Annotated in this window: 17 protein-coding genes, 1 tRNA gene, 1 pseudogene and 1 other annotated feature; of the genes and pseudogenes, 6 read left to right on the forward strand and 13 right to left on the reverse strand. The window is 41.5% G+C overall.

The window, feature by feature from the left end:
• Positions 1 to 39 precede the first annotated feature (39 nt).
• From LC508_RS05910 to LC508_RS05945, 8 genes are all read right to left on the reverse strand, one after another.
• Entirely contained in the window at positions 40 to 810 is a 771-nt protein-coding gene (locus tag LC508_RS05910) for an HD domain-containing protein (RefSeq protein WP_054351186.1), read from the reverse strand.
• Positions 811 to 914: 104 nt separating this feature from the next.
• Positions 915 to 2,606, reverse strand: a complete 1,692-nt coding sequence (locus tag LC508_RS05915; RefSeq protein WP_033140390.1) for a phosphoenolpyruvate carboxykinase (ATP) — start codon at positions 2,604 to 2,606, stop codon at positions 915 to 917.
• Between the two features lie 122 nt (positions 2,607 to 2,728).
• Complete coding sequence (gene thrC / locus LC508_RS05920; protein ID WP_033140391.1) at positions 2,729 to 4,216, reverse strand: threonine synthase; 1,488 nt, start codon at positions 4,214 to 4,216, stop codon at positions 2,729 to 2,731.
• A gap of 21 nt (positions 4,217 to 4,237) precedes the next feature.
• Positions 4,238 to 5,068, reverse strand: a complete 831-nt coding sequence (locus tag LC508_RS05925; RefSeq protein WP_081960216.1) for a cell wall hydrolase — start codon at positions 5,066 to 5,068, stop codon at positions 4,238 to 4,240.
• 251 nt (positions 5,069 to 5,319) lie between these two features.
• Positions 5,320 to 6,216: a hypothetical protein gene (locus tag LC508_RS05930; protein WP_118594092.1), complete on the reverse strand. Its 897-nt coding sequence runs from the start codon at positions 6,214 to 6,216 to the stop codon at positions 5,320 to 5,322.
• A gap of 144 nt (positions 6,217 to 6,360) precedes the next feature.
• Complete coding sequence (locus LC508_RS05935; RefSeq protein WP_147396174.1) at positions 6,361 to 6,957, reverse strand: hypothetical protein; 597 nt, start codon at positions 6,955 to 6,957, stop codon at positions 6,361 to 6,363.
• Between the two features lie 222 nt (positions 6,958 to 7,179).
• Positions 7,180 to 8,835, reverse strand: coding sequence for a 2-isopropylmalate synthase (locus LC508_RS05940; RefSeq protein WP_033140394.1), 1,656 nt, complete (start codon positions 8,833 to 8,835; stop codon positions 7,180 to 7,182).
• A gap of 137 nt (positions 8,836 to 8,972) precedes the next feature.
• Positions 8,973 to 9,236, reverse strand: a binding site (T-box leader).
• A 61-nt stretch (positions 9,237 to 9,297) separates the two neighbouring features.
• Positions 9,298 to 10,335: an SGNH/GDSL hydrolase family protein gene (locus LC508_RS05945; RefSeq protein ID WP_103732998.1), complete on the reverse strand. Its 1,038-nt coding sequence runs from the start codon at positions 10,333 to 10,335 to the stop codon at positions 9,298 to 9,300.
• 190 nt (positions 10,336 to 10,525) lie between these two features.
• Between LC508_RS05945 and LC508_RS05950 the strand changes: the two genes are divergently transcribed.
• Both LC508_RS05950 and LC508_RS05955 read left to right on the forward strand, forming a co-directional pair.
• Complete coding sequence (locus LC508_RS05950; RefSeq protein ID WP_033140396.1) at positions 10,526 to 10,918, forward strand: pyridoxamine 5'-phosphate oxidase family protein; 393 nt, start codon at positions 10,526 to 10,528, stop codon at positions 10,916 to 10,918.
• A 222-nt stretch (positions 10,919 to 11,140) separates the two neighbouring features.
• Positions 11,141 to 11,214, forward strand: a tRNA-Pro gene (locus tag LC508_RS05955).
• Between the two features lie 58 nt (positions 11,215 to 11,272).
• On the opposite strand, the pseudogene LC508_RS28530 reads toward LC508_RS05955, so the two are convergent.
• From LC508_RS28530 to LC508_RS05980, 5 genes and pseudogenes are all read right to left on the reverse strand, one after another.
• Positions 11,273 to 11,587: pseudogene (locus LC508_RS28530) on the reverse strand (site-specific integrase); the annotation flags it as partial.
• A 21-nt stretch (positions 11,588 to 11,608) separates the two neighbouring features.
• Positions 11,609 to 11,932, reverse strand: coding sequence for a site-specific integrase (locus tag LC508_RS05965; protein WP_225305329.1), 324 nt, complete (start codon positions 11,930 to 11,932; stop codon positions 11,609 to 11,611).
• 577 nt (positions 11,933 to 12,509) lie between these two features.
• Entirely contained in the window at positions 12,510 to 13,376 is an 867-nt protein-coding gene (locus tag LC508_RS05970; RefSeq protein ID WP_033140398.1) for a TraX family protein, read from the reverse strand.
• A gap of 200 nt (positions 13,377 to 13,576) precedes the next feature.
• Positions 13,577 to 14,119 carry a hypothetical protein gene (locus LC508_RS05975; RefSeq protein ID WP_054351179.1) on the reverse strand — a complete coding sequence of 181 codons (543 nt, stop codon included), beginning with the start codon at positions 14,117 to 14,119 and terminating at the stop codon, positions 13,577 to 13,579.
• 367 nt (positions 14,120 to 14,486) lie between these two features.
• Positions 14,487 to 14,768 carry an ORF6C domain-containing protein gene (locus LC508_RS05980; RefSeq protein WP_225305330.1) on the reverse strand — a complete coding sequence of 94 codons (282 nt, stop codon included), beginning with the start codon at positions 14,766 to 14,768 and terminating at the stop codon, positions 14,487 to 14,489.
• A gap of 86 nt (positions 14,769 to 14,854) precedes the next feature.
• Here LC508_RS05980 and LC508_RS05985 point away from each other — a divergent pair, with 86 nt between their 5' ends.
• The 4 genes from LC508_RS05985 to LC508_RS06005 all read left to right on the forward strand — a co-directional run bounded on the left by LC508_RS05985 (position 14,855) and on the right by LC508_RS06005 (position 19,025).
• Positions 14,855 to 15,283 carry a hypothetical protein gene (locus tag LC508_RS05985; protein WP_146051803.1) on the forward strand — a complete coding sequence of 143 codons (429 nt, stop codon included), beginning with the start codon at positions 14,855 to 14,857 and terminating at the stop codon, positions 15,281 to 15,283.
• Positions 15,284 to 15,753: 470 nt separating this feature from the next.
• Positions 15,754 to 16,302, forward strand: a complete 549-nt coding sequence (locus tag LC508_RS05990; RefSeq protein WP_103733094.1) for a hypothetical protein — start codon at positions 15,754 to 15,756, stop codon at positions 16,300 to 16,302.
• Positions 16,303 to 16,383: 81 nt separating this feature from the next.
• Complete coding sequence (locus LC508_RS05995; RefSeq protein ID WP_103733095.1) at positions 16,384 to 17,487, forward strand: hypothetical protein; 1,104 nt, start codon at positions 16,384 to 16,386, stop codon at positions 17,485 to 17,487.
• Positions 17,488 to 17,783: 296 nt separating this feature from the next.
• Positions 17,784 to 19,025 (forward strand): IS256 family transposase, encoded by a 1,242-nt coding sequence (locus LC508_RS06005; RefSeq protein ID WP_225305313.1) that lies wholly within the window; start codon positions 17,784 to 17,786, stop codon positions 19,023 to 19,025.
• The last annotated feature ends 292 nt before the right edge of the window (positions 19,026 to 19,317 follow it).

Raw genomic sequence — 19,317 nt, forward strand, 5'->3', positions numbered from 1 at the left:
ACTCTAGTATATGAACTTTTTCAACAAAAATGCACACACTTAATAAATTTTTTCTTCAATATAAATATTACAGATAGAACGCACTTCTTCCATATCCGCCTTTGTCTTCGGATTCCCATAAGGAATGCGGTCTATATTCCGGTTCATGTAGTCCTGATTCTTAATGTAAAGGAAACTGGAAGGGAAGTTTAAGTCAAAGATAAAAGCCAGATAGGATATCCACATATCCATATGCGTGGTTCTCTCCCCCCGCCGGATACAGCGGTGTTCTCTTATGGCGTTCAAGATGTTTTCTGAGACAGGTTCAAGCCCTACCTGTTCTGCAGAAATGCCAAAGATGGCCTCAGCCTTCTCCGTATTCTTTACCCTGAAATTATCCAGTTTATCCGCATCCCTGATGATCCTGCAGTGCAGGAGTTCCCTTCCCTCTACTTCCTTTGGTATTTCATAGAGGGAATGACAGGCAATCGCTGTCCTGATGATGGGGTCATAACTGTCATCGCGGATAAACTGCCTGATCATGCCGTCCTCAAAGAGGACCTTTACGCCGAACTCGGCATGGTCAAACAAATTGTCGTCATAGCTGTGGAAGGTCTTCAACTGTTCAAACCGTCCGATATCGTGAAGCAGAGCTATGAGAAGAGCCAGTTCGTGGTCTTCCTTGGAAATCTTCTCTTCCCTGCAGATATAGTCCGCTGCATCCAGGACGCAGAAGGTATGGACTTCCTTCAGCATGATCTTATCGTCGCTTCTGTCGTAATGATTGAGATATTGCCGGAAACTTTCTTTTGCATATTCCAAATCCATCATATATTTTCTCCGCTGCCCGAGGACCTTTGAATATCTCCGGGTATGAAACAGGAAAACGGACCGCCATCACTGACGGTCCGCAAGATTTCTATTACAAGACTGAATTATTTCAGCTCTTCAACAACTTTCTGGATTGCCTCTAAAGCGTCAGCAGGAAGTTTGTCATATCCATCTTTCTTTGTCTCAAAAGCTTTGATCTCATTGACACGGTCATTCATACGAGCTCTGAGCTGATCAACGTAGCTTGCATCATTCATATCCGGAACGAATCCTTCCCAATCGAAGATTTCGATATCGGAGAACGGTCCCCAAGGTTTGAAGTCTGCTTTCTTCTCTACGATTGCTTCCAGGATACCTAAAGTATCTTTCGGCTGTACTTTCTTGCCCATGAAATCGCCTGTGTTGATGATGTAGCAGTCTACATTTTTCTCTTCAACCAGTTTTTTGAATTTCTCGTAGTCATCAGCTAACGGATATGTTCTGAACGGGTTAGCGTAAGGAACAACAACCAGCTTATTCGGGTCAACGCCCGGTGCAAGACGCTCTGCTGAAGAACGTTTTGTAGCCAGAGTAGCGCCCATTACAGATGCTAAAGAAGCACCTTTTAATTTCACTACCGGCGGAATGGTCGGGTCTTTCATGATCCAGAAGATTGCGTTAACCGGCTCGTCGATCTTGTCAACGCGGTTCGGTGCCCACAGTTTGGATTTGATCGCACGTCCGTTACCATTTCTGATATCTTCTGTTACAAGCTGGATGTTTCCATCCTCGTCTAATGTAGCAGAGTTATTCATAGATGTCAGAAGGAACTTGTTGTCATCGCATCCTGCAGGATAATCCTGAGTTTTATCGAAGTATGTAGGCTCTAACGCTACGGAAGCACAAGTATCTGTGTTGATGATGAATGCATCATCATGCAGAACCTTGATCTCGTATTTGCCATTGTGTTTTGCATGTGTGATGGTAGATTTACCTGATCCTGACAGACCGTATACAGAAGCAACGTATTTGGAGCCGTCAGCCAGTGTGTACTCTTTCTGTCCGCCGTGGCATGCTGCATAACCATTTCTGTTGGCAATTGCCCAAGCCATGGTCAGAGTACCTTTTTTGTGCTCACCGAAGTATCTCATACCAAGGATACAAGCACAGTTCTGGTCTGTGTTGAAGTAGCACAGAGTCTGCGGATCGCTTAAGCAGCTGAAGTCAACGCCCGGACGGCTTGCAGGTGCCCACTGAGGATCTGAGAAGATAAAAATATCTGCTTCTTTTCCGCCGCCTACAGGCTGGGAATTTTTATACATTTTTACATAGTCATCAGACATATACTGGAAGTTCAGCATCCAGGAGTACATGATGTTCTCTTCGCCTTCCGGAATCAGCAGGTGAGCTTTTACCATGAATTCTGGGTCCAGACCTACATATACCTCTGCATGATACATGGTTTTCCAGCGGGCTTCATAAATAGCATCCATAGCCACTTTGTCAAGAGCCGCGCAGTCAACACCTGGTTCTCCGGCAATACGGCGTGCTGCTGCATAACGTCCTGTGATAGCACCATCGTTGAATAATAAAACTTTAGCATCTCTCTCAAGACCAAACTCTTCGCCTCTATAAACAGGCATATCTGTAACGACTGTTCCAGGTGAGTTCTTCGCTAATTCATATGCCTCTTTTAATGTGTTAACCTTAACAACATTGTTGCCATAGAATGCTGCTTCAATAATGGAACGAGTTTTGCTGAAGCCAGTTTTGCCTGCTCCAATCTCGTTGATTGGGTAATATGCTTTTGTTGACATATGGTTTCCTCCTTAATCTTATCTCAAAGTCAATTTATTATCTCATGTTAGTTTTTAAAAGTCAATACTTTAACAATGTATTTTCTTGACGATTTTTTTACATTTTATAGAATTTTTATTTTTTAAATTCCGAGCACATTTTTTACTGCGGCAGGCATATCAGGAACGTCCACCACGGTATCGTGCAGAACAGGGGCTGTACGGATCTCCTCAATGGCATTGGGAACCTTCACATTTGCAATTTTGGACAATTCATCCACCAGCTCGAAATCACCCATGGCATCATATTTGCTGTCAATGGCGTTCATGACGCTTCTTGTGAATTTAAACGGACTGGCTGTGGAGGCGATGACCGTCTTGGTGCTGTCCCCGGTCTCATCTGTGTATTTTCCGTAAACACAGGCAGCAACCGCTGTATGGGTGTCAATCACGTAGCCTGTATCCTCATAAAGAGCCTTTATAGCCTGGGCAGTCTCCTCCTCTGTAGCAAAATTGCCATAGAAATCAGCAAGCTGGCCACGCATTTCCTCTGTGATCTGATAGGTTCCGCCCTTGGTAAGCTGCTCCATCATCTCCCGGTTTTTGTCCGCATTTTCCCCTGCAATGCGGTAAATAAGCCTTTCCAGGTTGCTGGATATAAGGATATCCATGGATGGAGAGGAGGTCAGAATGAAGTCACGGTTCCTGTCATAGCTTCCGGTAGAGAAAAAGTCAAAGAGAACTTTGTTCTCATTGGAGGCACAGATCAATTTATCGATCGGCAGGCCCATATTCTTGGCATAATAAGCTGCCAGAATGTTTCCGAAGTTTCCGGTGGGCACTGTTACGTTAATTTTTTCACCATCTTTTATCTCACCGTTCTTGAAAAGGTTCACGTAAGCGTAAACATAGTACACCACCTGAGGCACCAGACGGCCGATATTGATGGAGTTGGCAGAAGAGAACTGGAAGCCTGCCTTGTCAAGCTCCTCCTCCATGGCCTTGTCATTGAACATTTTTTTCACTGCGGTCTGGGCATCATCAAAATTGCCTGTGATTCCTACCACATATGTATTATTTCCCTTCTGTGTCACCATCTGTTTTTCCTGGATGGGGCTGACACCATTCTTGGGATAAAAGACAATGATCCTTGTACCGGGCACATCTGCGAAACCGGCCATAGCTGCTTTGCCTGTATCGCCTGATGTGGCAGTGAGGATAACGATCTCATTTTTTACATGATTTTTCTTTGCGGAGGTGGTCAAAAGATGGGGCAGGATGGAAAGTGCCATATCCTTGAACGCTATGGTCGCTCCGTGAAACAGCTCCAGATAATATGCGCCGCCTGCCTTTACCAGAGGGGCGATCTCCTCTGTATCGAATTTGGAATCATAGGCTCTGGCAATACATGCCTTTAACTCTTCCTCTGTAAAATCGGTCAGAAAACGGCTCATAACCTCATAAGCAATCTCCTGATAAGTCATCTCCGCCAATTTTTCCATGGGAATATCCAGCCTGGGAATACTTGTGGGTACGAACAGTCCGCCGTCCTTTGAGAGTCCTTTTAAAATTGCCTCGGATGCCTTTACGCATTCCCCTGTTCCTCTTGTGCTCTTGTACAAAATCTCCATCTTTTTTAAGTCCTTTCTTCTTTACGGATACGTGAAAAAATCATGTACCCCATATTGGAATAAAAATTTTAAATCCTCTTTAAACCATTTAATATTGTGCTGTTCCGCATAAGCCTCTTCCATGAAGAACAGTGCACCCTGGGAGTAATCCTCCCCGTCTATCGCCCGGTTGACCGCTTCTCTGGTCCCCTCTGAAACGGTGACCGTATCGATTCTGCCGTCAACCGTAGGAGAAAACTGGGGACTTCCGTCCGAATTCTCCCACACCACATCGTGAATACTGTTGGGAAAATCAGGGCTTTTCACCCGGTTGAAGATCACATTTGCCACCAAAATACGGCCTTTGATATCCTCTCCGCCGGCTTCCGCCTCCACAATTTTAAGAAGCGTCTCATAATCCTGGTCCGTCATCCTGAGGAGACTCTCAGAAGCGCCGATGGAATGATTCTCCAGTTCAGCCACACTGCTGGCTGTCTCTTCACTGAAATCAAAATGTGATTCCTGCACCTTTTTTCCTGTTCTCTGCCCTACCAGCACAGCCTCACAGGAGGTGCCGAGCCGATGTACTTCGCTCTGGGTATCCTGACTTATCAGTACGCCTGAAATAATTGCGTCCAGACCGTACAGCTGTTCTTCCTCTGGCTCATCCTTATCGTTAGGCGGATCTTTGTCGTCACTCACAGATGCATATACATTATTTTTCCCGCCTGCATGAAGCCCATGGAAGGTGAATGCCACGGCAGCGATCACCACTGCCCCTGTCATAACCAGCGCACAGGTTCTCCGGCTCTTTTTAGATATCTTCCGGATCAAAAATAAAAATCCGGCCGCAATCGTACGAATAATGTCCATACCTTTTTCCTTTGCCTGTTTTCTTATCTCGAATAGACACCAGTGATACCTCTCAGTTCCGTTTCTGATGTCATGAATTATATGGATTATAAAATAATTGGGCAATGGAAGTCAATAAGCCGGGGCGTCTTTTAGCTAATCTTCACAATATTATCTTATTTATTGATGGTTATTTTATACACTTTTTCGTGCTTTTTTCCTCTATTTCACTAAAATGTGGAAATATCTGTATCTTCTTTTATTCTATCTGCTTATGATATCCAGGCCGCACCCAGACGGTAAGTTCCGGCGCCGTCCTCAAATGTCCCTTCGCAGGAGTCATACCCGATAGCACCAAGACCGGAACGCCATTTTTCCACATCAAACCGGAAACTGTCATTTTTTATCTGTCCTGCTTTTATGGTTATCAGAATTCCTTCCGGAAAATCCAGGTTTTCTTTATCGATCAAACCTTCCTCCGTCAGTTCCTCCCAAGTGGACAGCATTACATCTATATGTCCACTTCCGCCGTCAGGCAGGCTTTCCTGTGCATTTGTCAAATAGGACCAAAAAAGATATCGAAGGGCCTCCTTCTCCTGTTTGGAAAGGTTCTCTTCCTTTGTCAGATCAAGAGCCGCTATGGTGATCTTATCATTCAGTGCCGTGTCTGCGCCGTAGACTGCCTTCAGGATGTCAAGATACAGGCCGACCACATCATTTTGCTGTTCCAGAACGCGGACTTTGTGAACGCCTGTGATTCCCAGCGGATAACGCTCCACAGAAGTGCTGTCAGCGGCTGTGGAAAGCGCGATGCGCATTCCCGGCCGGAGTGCCTTTGCTTCTAATTCCGTTCCTTCTTGGTCATAAAACAGGACATCACTTGTGCCAAAGTCGGCCAGTCCACCATTTTCTTCCCCATCCTGTAAAAACAGTATGGTGTTCTCATCTGCTGTTATCACTTTTCCGGTAATCTCAAACTCCCGGGCAGCCGGTTCGTTGTCCTCCCGGGATGTATTTCCCACCTCTGAAGACACATTTCCCCTCGGTTCGGTCATTTTATCACCGCCACTTTGTCTCTGTATGGAGGAACACCCTGTAAGCAGTACCAGACATAATGCCAATGTGTAAAGAAAAATACCGCCTCTCTTCTTTTCCTTTATTTTTTTCATATCATTTCACCTCATTTTCTGAAATACACAGCAATCGTTACCCTTCTTTTTATAAGTGTCCGCTGAGTCCTGTTTTGTTGCATATGTGCGAAAATGATGTTAAAAATGATGGCATAAAAATTGATCTCTCAATTTTGAAAATGCTTATTTTGATTCATTTATCTGAGATGCCATTTCATCCAAAGTAAAAACTTGGTATTCCTCTTCCTCTGAGCCGGTATCTCCCCTTGTCTCTATACTTTTGCGGTAATCACAGAATGTTTTTACTTCTGCAAAATACCCCTCCTCTGTTTCCATATACTCTCCTTCCGGCCCGTTTATTCTGGCATACGTCCCATCCGTATTGTAATATGCAGACTTCTGAAGAAAATAAATACTTTTCTGACCTGTTTCCAGCATTATATCATCTTGCTCTATCTGCAGCACATAAATGTGTTTTAGTGCTTCATCACTGTATTGTTCATATTTTTGACGGCAGCTTCTCCTCTCATCCTTTGTTCCGAAAGAATCAATATAATCCTTTACGGATGCATACCCCTGATCTTTTATCATTTTAATTTTTGTTCCTTTTTTATAATTTTCCTTAAAAGACTGCAGAATTTTAATATCCGCTTTTGTGCGGCACACACCATCCCCGGCAATATAATAGCTTATACCTGCTGTCTCAGCATAAACGACCACATCACTTTCTCTGGCCAGTGACGGAATGTCTGGATAAGAATGCATATATTCGTAAAACATTCCATCCTCACAGGATACAATGGTGTCCTTTGTTATCTCTTCTGTGTTTATCTCTAATTTTCTTTCCCCGCTGCATGCTGTAAGGCATATGGAGCATAGTATCAGCAGCAATAATCCTTTTATTATATTTATTCCCCCTCTGTACCCGCCTGATTTCACTGTATTTATAAAGAAACAGGACTGAACAAATACCCTTCGATATTCATTCAGCCCTGTTGATATTTATCTGTTATTAATAGCTGTCACCAGCGCGTCGATGGATGCCCTGATGATATCAGGATCCACTCCTGCGCCCCAGGCAAGACTGCCGTCCGGTTTGCGGATTCCCACATAGGCAATGGCCTTGGAACTGGAACTCTGCTCCAATGCATGTTCCTGATATGTTATCAGATCATACTGGAACCCGTATTCCTTTTTCAATGCGTTGCTGACTGCGTTGAGACGTCCGTTTCCGGCTGCCTCTATCGTCACCTCACGTCCGTTAAAACTGGATGTCACCTGTGTGGTGATGCCGCCGTCCTTCTGCTGGAAATGAACACTGTGGATTTTCAGAGGAGAGGTAACGTTCTCAAATGTCTTTTTGAACAGCTCGAAAATCTGCTCAGGCAGCAGTTCCTTCTGTGTATGATCTGAGACAGCCTTGGCTGTATATCCCATGGCCTCCCGCATCTTAGCCGGCAGGTTCAGGCCGTATTTTGTTTCCAGAATATAACCTACACCGCCTTTGCCGGACTGGCTGTTAATACGGATAACGTCTGCGTCATAGTTTCTTCCCACATCTTTCGGATCAATGGGCAGATAGGGAACAGTCCAGTGTTCCGGTTTCTTTTCATCCAGCCAGTGCATGCCTTTTGCAATGGCATCCTGATGGGAACCGGAGAAAGCTGCGAAAACCAGCGCGCCGCAGTATGGGCTTCTCTCGCTTATTTTCATTCCTGTGAACTCTTCGTATTTTTCACAGATTGCACTCATATTGGTAAAGTCAAGATTCGGTTCAACACCCTGGGAATACATATTCAAGGCCAGGGTAATGATGTCCACATTACCGGTTCTCTCGCCGTTTCCGAAAAGTGTTCCCTCAATACGGTCAGCTCCTGCTAAAAGTCCCATCTCAGAATCAGCCACACCACATCCTCTGTCGTTGTGCGGATGAAGGGATACGATCACGTTTTCTCTGTATTTCAGGTTCTCACACATATATTCTATCTGACTTGCGTATACATGGGGCATGGAATGCTCCACTGTTACAGGCAGGTTGATGATTGGCTTTCTGTCGGCTGTGGGCTGCCAGATGTCAAGCACTGCGTTGCATACCTCAAGCGCATATTCCGGTTCAGTTCCTGTAAAGCTCTCCGGACTGTACTCGAAGCGGTAATTCTCTCCTGCTTCCTCTGTGAGCTGTTTTAAAAGTTTAGCGCCTTCTACTGCAATCTTCAGAACTTCTTCCTTTGATTTTCTGAACACCTGTTCACGCTGTGCAAGGGATGTGGAATTGTATACATGAACAATTACATTTTTGGCTCCTTTTACTGCCTCAAATGTCTTCTTGATAATATGTTCCCTGGCCTGAGTCAGAACCTGAATGGTCACATCATCCGGAATCAGGTTTTCCTCGATCAGCTTTCTGAGGAATGTATATTCTGTTTCAGAAGCAGCCGGGAATCCCACTTCTATCTCTTTAAATCCAATCTCCACCAGAAGTTTGAAAAACTCCACTTTCTGTTCCAGATTCATGGGGATGACAAGTGCCTGGTTGCCGTCACGCAGGTCAACACTGCACCAAACGGGAGCTTTGTCCACATACTCTTTTTCTGCCCACTTCATACATTTTACCGGCGGCATGAAATACTGTCTCTTGTACTTACTGCAATTTTTCATTCTCTTTTCCTCCTGACTTTTTTGGATACCTATATCTAAGCTTTAATAACAGGCGGCCTGCCCGGACTTCCAGGGATTTCTCTGGCTTCCCAAATGGTATAAAAAAAAGCCCTCCATCTTTATTACAATATGCTTGTAATAGAGACGAAAGACTACTGTCCTGCGCGGTACCACTCTACTTTATGAATATACTTCATACGCTTAATAAGATACAGATATGTACACCTTATATCTTTCCCTTCTGATAACGGCAGGGTTCCGTCTGCGCCTACTGTTTCTCAAAGAAAGTTCGGGCAGCTGCTCCAAGGGCAGTTCCAGATTCTGCGTCTGCCGCTTCACACCAGCCAGCGGCTCTCTGAAATCCGATATGAATCTGTACTAATCCTTATCTTCGCATTTGTCATATTGCAACAGCTCGTTGCTGTTGTGTTAAAGTTAAGATACCATTCCCTGCCGAAAATGTCAAGAGAGAAACGCATGTATTTTTCCAAAAACCCTCTGCGCGATCCGGTAAAATCCCAAATCATTGGGATGAATGCCATCCACAGTGCAGCACTCTCTTGCTTCCTCCCCAAACAGCTCCGCACCGTCCAGAAAATCCACCTGATATCCTCTTTTCCTGCATTTGAAAACCGTCTCCCATATAATCTGTCTGCGCTCCCTGCTCTGCAGCTCTTCTGTCTTAAATTCCGGGTTTGGCCGTGACATGACAAGCACAGGAAGCGCCGGGTTATGTGAAAGAATATATTCCAGAAACGGTTCATGTGTTTCCCTCAAAAACGCGGCATCGGGAGCATTGTAGTCGTAATCATAGACCAGATATTCTGCAGGCAGTCCGGCAATATAACGGGCAATCGGCAGATCCCCTCTGGCATTGCCTGAGAACCCAAGACAATACATGCCTGCATCCAGCCATCTTGTCACCAGCGCCGGATAGGCATTGGAGGTTCTGGAGGCACATCCGCCCTGTGTGATGGAGGAGCCATAAAAGATTATAGGCCTCCTTACTTTATGTTCAAGCGGCTTCCATATACATGCCTTCTCTGAGATACCCAGGTATAATTCCTTCACACCGTTGTAGAGGGGCAGATATACGGTTATTTCCGACTTTTCCCCTGAAAGAAGAATTTCTCCCTTTACCGCATCTTCTCCCAGTTCTGCCCTGAATGTAGCGGCATAGCTGCCGTTTACAAATACATCCATGCCCGCGCTTCCGGTCAGGGGCATATGGGACATCATAAAATCCGGCTCCAGCAGTTCCATACACAAACCCAGAATACAGGTATCTGTCTGAAATCGCAGCACACCTCCGCTGGTATGCCGGGCAAGCGCAGTAAGCTCCGGTCTGTCTATTTCTTCCAGAACACCATCGGGAAGGCGCTGCCAGGTATGGGGGCATAATCCCTCAATCTCTACCTCTGTTTCCTTTACCTTCCTGTAATTTAAGCGTGTACTGTTTGCTTCCTGTTTAAAATTACTGTCCAGGTCTTCTATCTTCAAAGGTTCATCCTCCTGCTCTGTCTGTTATTTCATCCCACGACAGACATTTTTGAAGAGTGCGGTCATATCGTGGGGTATCCTCGCTTATTTTCGCTTATTCTTTTAAATAGCGCTTTCTTTTTCTCATGTATTTGCTATAATATTAGTATAGGCGCGTAAAAATGTCAAATTTACAAAGGAGGTCTGTTTTATGCAGGAAATCTATGATTTTCTAAAGAAATGCGGGACTTATTATCTGGCAACCACAGAGGGCAGTCAACCAAGAGTCCGTCCCTTTGGAACCGTGGACATCTTTGAAGACAAACTCTATATCCAGACCGGTAAAGTAAAAAATGTTTCCCGACAGATTCTGGCTAATCCCCAAATAGAGATCTGCGCATTCGACGGCGGTCACTGGCTGCGGATCGAGGCCACTGCCGTGCTGGATGACAGGGTAGAGGCACAGAAGCACATGCTGGACGGCTACCCGAACCTGCAGGCCATGTATCAGCCCGGCGATGGCAATACACAAGTATTTTACCTGAAAGATGCCACGGCTACCTTTGCATCATTTACGGATGAACCAAGGGTGATTCATTTCTAATAGGAATCCCAGCGTTTTTGATCATTCAAATGGGGGACTGCCGATGGAAACAACTGCGGTCCTCCGTACAGAAAACAGCCATTATATCTGTACTTTTATCATGCGGCAGTCCGGTCAAAATGCGCGTTTTTTTCCTTAAAAATATTTTAATAAAAAAAATTAAACTTTTTTTCGATTTTTTCTTGCATTTTCCAAAAATTCTGTTATAATAAATAATCGTTACGGGGTATGGCGTAGCTTGGTAGCGCGCACGGCTGGGGGCCGTGAGGTCGCAGGTTCAAATCCTGTTGCCCCGATTAATAATTAAGATACTGGAGGCTGCTGTTTATGTGGTTCTCCAGTATTTTTTTATTTTTAAAATGAATCATTATTTTGAAGACAGTTTTTATTATTTTGTAATATGGATGTTTTTTTTCGCTTCTCCTTCATCTCGTCTTGTCGATAGGGATTAAAAATATATTTTAATGTTGTTTCTTTACTTGTATGTCCTAGCCATCTTCTGATCTCTTCTAGTGACCATCCATCTACATTCATTCGCGATGCCACAGTACGCCGTATACAATGAGAATATTTTAACTTTCCTGTTTTCCATCCTAATGCCAGTTCAGCTTTTGTTAACCTATGTTCAAATTGATCTTTAACCGCTCTACTACTATCTGGATTTGAAAATAAATACTCAGATAAAACTTTTTATTCATTTTTTATCCTTTTAAAGATCTGCATAACGCCATCCGTCAAATACAGCTCACTATAGCCAGCCGAGCTATCAGATTTCACATAATCAACCACTTCACCAGTAGTACATTCTTGCCTTTGAACAAAAAGCGTCTCATTTATCCAATTAATATCTAGCCATTTTAAGGCACATAGCTCACCTCCCCTTAATCCCAAATCAAAGTTGCATATTAATCCCAAATTAACGATATTACCATTTGATTGATATCCCTTTTCTAATACTTCAAAAAGTTCTTCTATTTCATCTGCATAAAATATCATTTCTGCTGATGCTCTCATTCTCTCACTTCTCCTCAAGGTTTATGATGCCGCCAGTGGCAGGGATATACCGGCATATATATTTGCTGCCGTTCTTCCATGCAGTATGTACGGATGCGCAGAGGCTTTTCCGGATATGAAATCCAATCACTGGATAGAAGCACATTCCTCAAGGTATTCTGTCCATAGGAGCTTTTTGTTCACGCCGTTTCGTAGCAGTTCCTTGCGGATGTGAGCGTAATCCGGAATCCGGCATCCGTTTGTTGGTATGAGCCTGCTTACCATTCTGTTTGGGGAACAACAGCTGCTCGATTACCGAATCAATCTGGTTTGCATCAAGCGGCCATGAGATATTTTGCTCCCGTGCCGCCTTCAGAACCTTATTGTCCGTTTTCTTGGAGACACCGCAACTGAGTGCGATATTGGTTTGGCTGAGATTCAGGCTGGCAAGCCTGATAATCTCTCGATAACTCGATAATTAGTCATAAAAGATGACCTCCTTTAAATGTATTTACGTCAAAGACGTATGAATACATTATAAGACTTCAATTTTACCCAAACTATAAGTATTTGCTTTTTTATGTACAAAACTTTTTCATTATGATACAGAAAACTCAAATGAAATAATACTTAATATAATTAAATGAAGTGGATAATAGAGATAAAAAAAATACCTCATCCCAATACCCCTTTTTCCATTATATGAAAGAATGAATGGAATAGACAATAACATCATCCAGACATAATTATCATATAATAGAGAATGTTCATAAATATTCATTGGTGCAATATTTAATATGGTAACAGATATAAAAAAAAATATTTCACCAAGAATATGCCCTGATATGCGGTCCAAATAATTTCTTGTTCTTTCTAATATGTTAAATTGAAACAATGCTGTATATGTTACTGCAAATCCAGTGAATGATAAAGATAATAGTAGTTTACGATTATGAAAAATATAAAATAATAAAGACAGAATTATAAATAACAATCCACCTTCGACATAAAATACACTTCCCAGTAATGGTGCTACAACACGTACGATAAATTCTTCGTTAAACTTGGAAATTTGTAATATGCAAACCATAAATATGTATGCAAATAGCTGCCAAATGGTATAGACATAAAAATATTTGTACTTTTTTTCTTTTATCTTATCATAGATATAATATGATAAAACAGCTATTAATAATGTTCTAAAAATATTATTAGGTATATCTTTATATTTAGAAAGGCTCCAAAAGTTAATAATCCCCATTAATAAACTTGATATGTAAAGCCTAATCATGTATTTTATTTTTTTACTAGTGTGGCGATAACTTTCACATGATAAAAACAAAAAAATAGGTGCTGATATCCTTCCTATCCACTTAAAAAAAAGAGGAGAGCCAGGAAAATAATCATATATATGGTCTAATGTCATAAAAAATAATGCGAAGAATTTCAAAAGAGTCGCTGACATAAAATACCTCCACGCCTTGAAAGATTCTTTTTTCCCATATAACACCTTCCTAATATTGCTTAAGAGTATAGAGTGAAAATGATCTGATTAATGGCCTTTCCAAAAAATATATATTTCTAACGGTACTAATCCCCAGACATGCTAGGGATTAGATTTTCATTGTAACGGGCCGCATAGAGTGATATATGAGCAATAAGCCTTTAATCTAATGCTTTAATCCACCCTGAGAAATCTGAAGGAGCTTCAAATAAAATATATACATTGCTACTTGTAGAAAATCCACTCACTTCTGCATAAATTGTATTTCCTGGTTTTACAGTCAATGTCTTCTTTGTGCTAAAAAATGTTTTTACTTTTGCTGTTAATGTTGTGTCTGAATAGTTTTTAATTTGAACATAATACTTCTCATATCCAGAAAAATAGTAGTTTGTATATAAGTTGCCGCTTGTTGAGCTACCAGCAAAATTGTAGGCAGTTGTAGTGGATATGTTATACTTCGTAGTTGGTATGCCTATCCCATAAGGAACAATACCCGTTGAGCTTTGTTCTGTTAATCCAATATTTACGTGTTCTTTCGCATTGTATTCCTGAATCTCTTCATCAGACATTTTTTCTTCGCTTATTATACGAATATTAATATCCTCATTATTTTCTGGTGAGGATGCATCTGCAGCGACAGACATGGGTGTGCAAAGCATTGAGAATATGGCTAAGGTGCTTATTATTTTCATTTTTAACTTCATATATTCATTCTCCTTTTTAGAAAACGTATTTTCAAGTTACAAGATTCATGTAAATAATATAAATCCACTCTTTTCTCTTTTTATCTATTCGCAATATTTTTTATTACTTACCTCTCCATTGGAATCACCTGCTTTCAATTTTATAGTACATCTCAAAACACATTAATCTCTTTTAACACTATTCTCTTTTAATATTATTATTTTTTAATACTATTATTATTTTTATATGTATATATTACCATTAATCCCATATTTTTACAAGTTATTTTTGTAAATATTGTACATATTTTGCAAGTAAAAGCCGACGTAGCTATTCTTTCAACCACATCGGATTCATTAGTCCCTTTATTTATTTGAATTTATAATACTATCTACCCGCAAAAATGTTATTTCGTCCATCGTCAGACATGTCAAGCCATTCCGTAAACACCCTGGATTTCTTCTCACACAGAATACCTTTGTCATATTCTTCAATCATTTCATTTGTTTTTGCCAGAATAAAACAATCAGAAGGTCTCCAGTTATAGACTAATCTTTTTGCTTCTTCTAAAGATTTTGTGGGAATATTTTTGGAACTTGATACTTTAAAGTGTTTTTTTAACATACCGTAAATCGCCGGATAGAAATATCTGCTCCATATAGTGCGCAATACTATATCTGACGTTAAGGTATATACCTGAAAGGATACTGCTGCTTAATGAAGGTGGACATACATGGGCACGAACTAATAAAGACATGGATTCTGCTTCCAAGCGCTATTTTACTACAGTAGAGCATGGTAAGGCTACATTACAAGAAGGCGTAGATTCTACGGGACACAATCTTTCCTTGTCTGCTCAGGAATTTGCCGAATACCAATCACTTGCACCCAGTTTAGCTTCTACTCTTCCGTCTCTTGTAAAAGGATATAATGATCTTGGTCAGCCTATTCTGACAGTTGCGTCAAATACCGCTTCTTTAAATGACGCATTTCGATCTGCCGAATTACAGGAATATCAAAGGAACATCAAAAAGACAGGTATTTTACTGCGAGTTTTCAAAGCTCAGACTGACCAATCTAGAAAATACCTTTGGCGAGAATCTGGAACAAAGCAACAAAATCAAATCAAAGGCATACGTGATGCTTACGAAAAGAATGGGGATAAAGAAAAAAAATATCCATGATTACTTGGATACTGTTGCAATTGATGAAGGGTTAACAAATCTGAACTGGAAGTACACTTTAAAACAGGCAGGTCTGAAAAAATACGACTCAAAATCTGTTGTCAAGAATATTAATTTAATTATTGCTAAAACAGACGAATCAGAAGCCAAATAAACAGAAATGGCGAATACTGTCAGTCAGGTACTGCTGATTTTCTAAATGCTAATGATGATTATTATAAAATGATCATCAATACCACTGATAAGAAGGCTGCTAATATAGATACATTAATGTAATCCACCATCGGCTCTTTTAGCACTGAGACTATAAGTAAATATCTCGATTCAGAAGAAAAAATCAAAAATTGGACGAAGAATGTTGTCAAAAGTTTAAAAAACTCTGATGTACAGGATGCTATCGGTCAGCTCTTTGAACTTGACACCAAAAATCGCAAATGTCCTTCTGCGAATATGCTACACAAGTAAATTCTTTGACAAAGACAATCGGTTCCAAAATAAAAGGTATCAGCCAAAAACAAATCAAAGAAGGTATGGACTTCAATGATGTTCTTGATGAATTGGGAACCAATTATGCCAATTTTGTTGCCAAATTTGGTGAAGACGCTGTAAAAGGTTTATCTGTAGATGATTTAAATTTAGCTGGTCAACTGGTGTCTGAAAAAGATATCCACAATGCGCAGGAATTGAAAATGGCTCTCTATGAAGCCAAACAAGCTGCTGTTGATTTAAATGCTACTCCTCTGTTAGACGAAGCAACAAAAGCCGCTGAAACACCGAATGCAGGTAGCAATTATGAGAAAATGGTTTCTCAAATAAAAACAGCTCAGGAACTTTACGCCAAAGGACTTGTCGGCACTGATGATTTCAAATCCATAGCAAAATGGCTTTCTTCTTCTGGAGCAGACAATCCTGTCAACTTCATAGAAAATTATGAAAAAGCAGTTCGCTATTTAACAGATGATGCATCTGGATGTAAAAACTTCTTGGAAGATCTCCGAACGAAAGGATTTTCTGAATAAGTTCCTGCAGTTGATGCAAGCGGTCAATCATTTGAAAAATGGCAGTACAATATAGCCGACCTTGAAGATGCTGCGCAACGGATGGGTATTGGTTTTGAACCATTTATGGCTATGTTTGGTCGTTTGGAGGATTATGGTTTTTCCAATAACTTTGTTGCTACGGTTGACCAAGTAAAAGAGCATATCAAAGATTTGGCTGGAGAGTTAGCCGAGGCTGGAGCACATTATGCGGAACCGACCAAAGCTGGTCAATACGAGACTTCTGAAGGAATGACTTTTGGGAATCAGACCGCTATTGACGCACAAAAAGATAAGATTGCCGGACTCAAACAAGATATACAAGAAACTGCGGATGTTATACAGTTATTGGCCGAAAGAGAAGCTGACACCTATAATAACGAAATAGAAGGTGCAAGAAGTACAGTAAATACTCTTGCAATTGAACGTAAACAAATCCTCAAAGAGAATACCTATGGCAAGAATACTACTCTTGTTGCCGACAAACTTGCAGAACAAATCAAAGAAACTGCAGGTGAATATAATATTGAACTCAAAGCTGACCTGTCTGTTAAAGACGATGCTGTCGATAAGGTTGCAGATTCATATCAAAAGGCACTAGAAACTCCTACAAACAGAAATTTTAACGGAAACGAAGAGGCTGAAGCTCAATATGCCGAAATATCTGAAAAAGTACAGTCTGCATATGAAGGTCAAGATGTTGCATTAAAATCAGCAACCACTTCATTATCAGGATACACATCTGAACAATTAAAATCCATAGATTTATCCGATGGGCAGTATGCGCAAGGTAAAGAAATGGAACAAGCATTGGAAAACACCATGGATGTACTTGGTGTCAGTGCTGACCAAGCAGAACAATTCAATAATGTCCTGTCTGACCTCGGCCTGATTGACATTGCTCCTGAAGTGGATACAAATGGATTAGACAATTTATCTAATTCAGCTAAAGAAGGAATTGAACTTCTTAAACATCTACAAGAAAATAAGGAGATCAACCCTAACTTTGATTTCGACGCTGACATTAGTACAATGTCTGCTGAAAAATTGTCATGGCGCGTCGATGAACTCAAAGGGATGCGGGTACAGATTACTCCTGAAGTGAATCCTACTGGCGCACAAGCTCTTGATGAACTGATTGCAAAGACTCATCTACCAGGCAGCTGATGAAAAAAAGGCGCTGGCAGCACTTGACCGGGTAACAGAAAAATGGACGCCCAAATATCCGAATCCCATGAAGCCCTGGAAGGATAACTGGGATGCCATATCCCCAATTTGAGGCCACAAAGAAATGGACCACAACCATCCGGAACTGGGCTCAGGTGTATGGAGAATTAAGTATCATGTACGAAGGACGGCTTCCAGAGTAATCGAACATGATGAGAGTGTGAAACTTTTTCTGTAAAATAGGATTTATAAGGTTCTTCTATGATAAAATAAAAATCATAGGAGGGCCTTTTATTATGGCAAGACAAAAGAAACCAGTACACAGAGTACAAATGACGGAAGGAAAGCGCAGCATTATCCATCAGCTTTTGGAAGAATACGATATTCAGACAGCTGAAGACATTCAGGATGCCCTGAAAGATCTTCTTGGCGGAACCATCAAGGAAATGATGGAGGCTGAGCTGGATGATCACCTGGGATATCAAAAATCGGAACGCTCAGACAATGATGATTACCGGAACGGTTACAAACGAAAACGGGTCAACAGTAGTTTCGGTTCCATGGAAATCGATGTGCCGCAAGACCGAAAATCTACCTTTGAACCACAGGTGGTCAAAAAACGCCAGAAAGACATTTCTGATATTGACCAGAAGATCATCTCCATGTATGCGAAGGGAATGACTACCCGGCAGATATCTGAAGCTATTGAAGATATCTACGGATTTGAGACCTCGGAAGGATTTATTTCTGATGTTACAGACAAGATCCTTCCTCAGATCGAAGACTGGCAGAACCGTCCTCTGGATAATGTCTATCCCATCCTTTACATTGACGCCATCCACTATTCTGTCCGTGACAATGGTGTGATCCGCAAGCTTGCCGCCTATGTCATCCTTGGGATCAATACAGAAGGAAAGAAAGAGGTACTGACAATCCATGTGGGAGAGAATGAAAGTTCAAAATACTGGCTGTCTGTTTTAAATGAACTGAAGAACCGGGGGGTAAAAGACATCCTCATCATCTGTGCGGACGGCCTTACGGGAATAAAGGAAGCCATTGCTGCCGCATTCCCCAAAACAGAATATCAGAGATGCATTGTCCATCAGGTAAGAAACACATTAAAATATGTTCCAGATAAAGACAGGAAGGCATTTGCTGCAGATCTAAAGACCATCTACCAGGCAGCTGATGAAAAAAAGGCGCTGGCAGCACTTGACCGGGTAACAGAAAAATGGACGCCCAAATATCCGAATTCCATGAAGCGCTGGAAGGATAACTGGGATGCCATATCCCCAATTTTCAAGTTTTCAGCAATGGTCAGGAAGGTCATATATACGACAAATGCCATTGAATCGCTGAATTCCACTTATCGAAAGCTGAACCGCCAGAGAAGCGTATTTCCAAGCGACACAGCGTTGCTCAAAGCGTTATATTTAGCAACCTTTGAGGCTACAAAGAAATGGACCACAACCATCCGGAACTGGGCTCAGGTGTATGGAGAATTAAGTATCATGTACGAAGGACGGCTTCCGGAGTGATTGAACATGAGCAAATAACAGGCGGATTTACCGCCTGCTGTTGACATGCCTTTTTGTAACTGTTATATATAAAGTAAGGGTGAAAAGCCTATTCTTAAGACTTTTCACCACTCATTATCATAGAAGAATCTTATTTACAGACTTTTCTTCATAGTCTCAACATGATCTCTTTATTTTTTCAATATTCAGTCATCATAGTGCTTCCAACTTTCAAAGAATCCCTTTTCACTATAACCTTTTTTACCCATATCAGACCTCCTCTTTATACTGCAAATTACACACTGAATATTGC

The sequence above is a fragment of the Blautia parvula genome, assembly GCF_020215665.1.
Lineage (GTDB): Bacteria > Bacillota > Clostridia > Lachnospirales > Lachnospiraceae > Blautia > Blautia celeris.

Excerpts from the sequence above, each read along its gene's own strand:
- thrC (WP_033140391.1), bottom strand. The coding sequence starts at position 4,216 with ATGGAGATTTTGTACAAGAGCACAAGAGGAACAGGGGAATGCGTAAAG.
- LC508_RS05975 (WP_054351179.1), bottom strand. The coding sequence starts at position 14,119 with ATGAAGTTAAAAATGAAAATAATAAGCACCTTAGCCATATTCTCAATG.
- LC508_RS06005 (WP_225305313.1), top strand. The coding sequence starts at position 17,784 with ATGGCAAGACAAAAGAAACCAGTACACAGAGTACAAATGACGGAAGGA.
- LC508_RS05910 (WP_054351186.1), bottom strand. The coding sequence starts at position 810 with ATGATGGATTTGGAATATGCAAAAGAAAGTTTCCGGCAATATCTCAAT.
- LC508_RS05940 (WP_033140394.1), bottom strand. The coding sequence starts at position 8,835 with ATGAAAAATTGCAGTAAGTACAAGAGACAGTATTTCATGCCGCCGGTA.
- LC508_RS05930 (WP_118594092.1), bottom strand. The coding sequence starts at position 6,216 with ATGAAAAAAATAAAGGAAAAGAAGAGAGGCGGTATTTTTCTTTACACA.
- LC508_RS05950 (WP_033140396.1), top strand. The coding sequence starts at position 10,526 with ATGCAGGAAATCTATGATTTTCTAAAGAAATGCGGGACTTATTATCTG.
- LC508_RS05935 (WP_147396174.1), bottom strand. The coding sequence starts at position 6,957 with ATGTTTTACGAATATATGCATTCTTATCCAGACATTCCGTCACTGGCC.
- LC508_RS05925 (WP_081960216.1), bottom strand. The coding sequence starts at position 5,068 with ATGGACATTATTCGTACGATTGCGGCCGGATTTTTATTTTTGATCCGG.
- LC508_RS05970 (WP_033140398.1), bottom strand. The coding sequence starts at position 13,376 with ATGTCAGCGACTCTTTTGAAATTCTTCGCATTATTTTTTATGACATTA.
- LC508_RS05965 (WP_225305329.1), bottom strand. The coding sequence starts at position 11,932 with ATGAGAGCATCAGCAGAAATGATATTTTATGCAGATGAAATAGAAGAA.
- LC508_RS05915 (WP_033140390.1), bottom strand. The coding sequence starts at position 2,606 with ATGTCAACAAAAGCATATTACCCAATCAACGAGATTGGAGCAGGCAAA.
- LC508_RS05995 (WP_103733095.1), top strand. The coding sequence starts at position 16,384 with ATGGGTATTGGTTTTGAACCATTTATGGCTATGTTTGGTCGTTTGGAG.
- LC508_RS05985 (WP_146051803.1), top strand. The coding sequence starts at position 14,855 with ATGGATTCTGCTTCCAAGCGCTATTTTACTACAGTAGAGCATGGTAAG.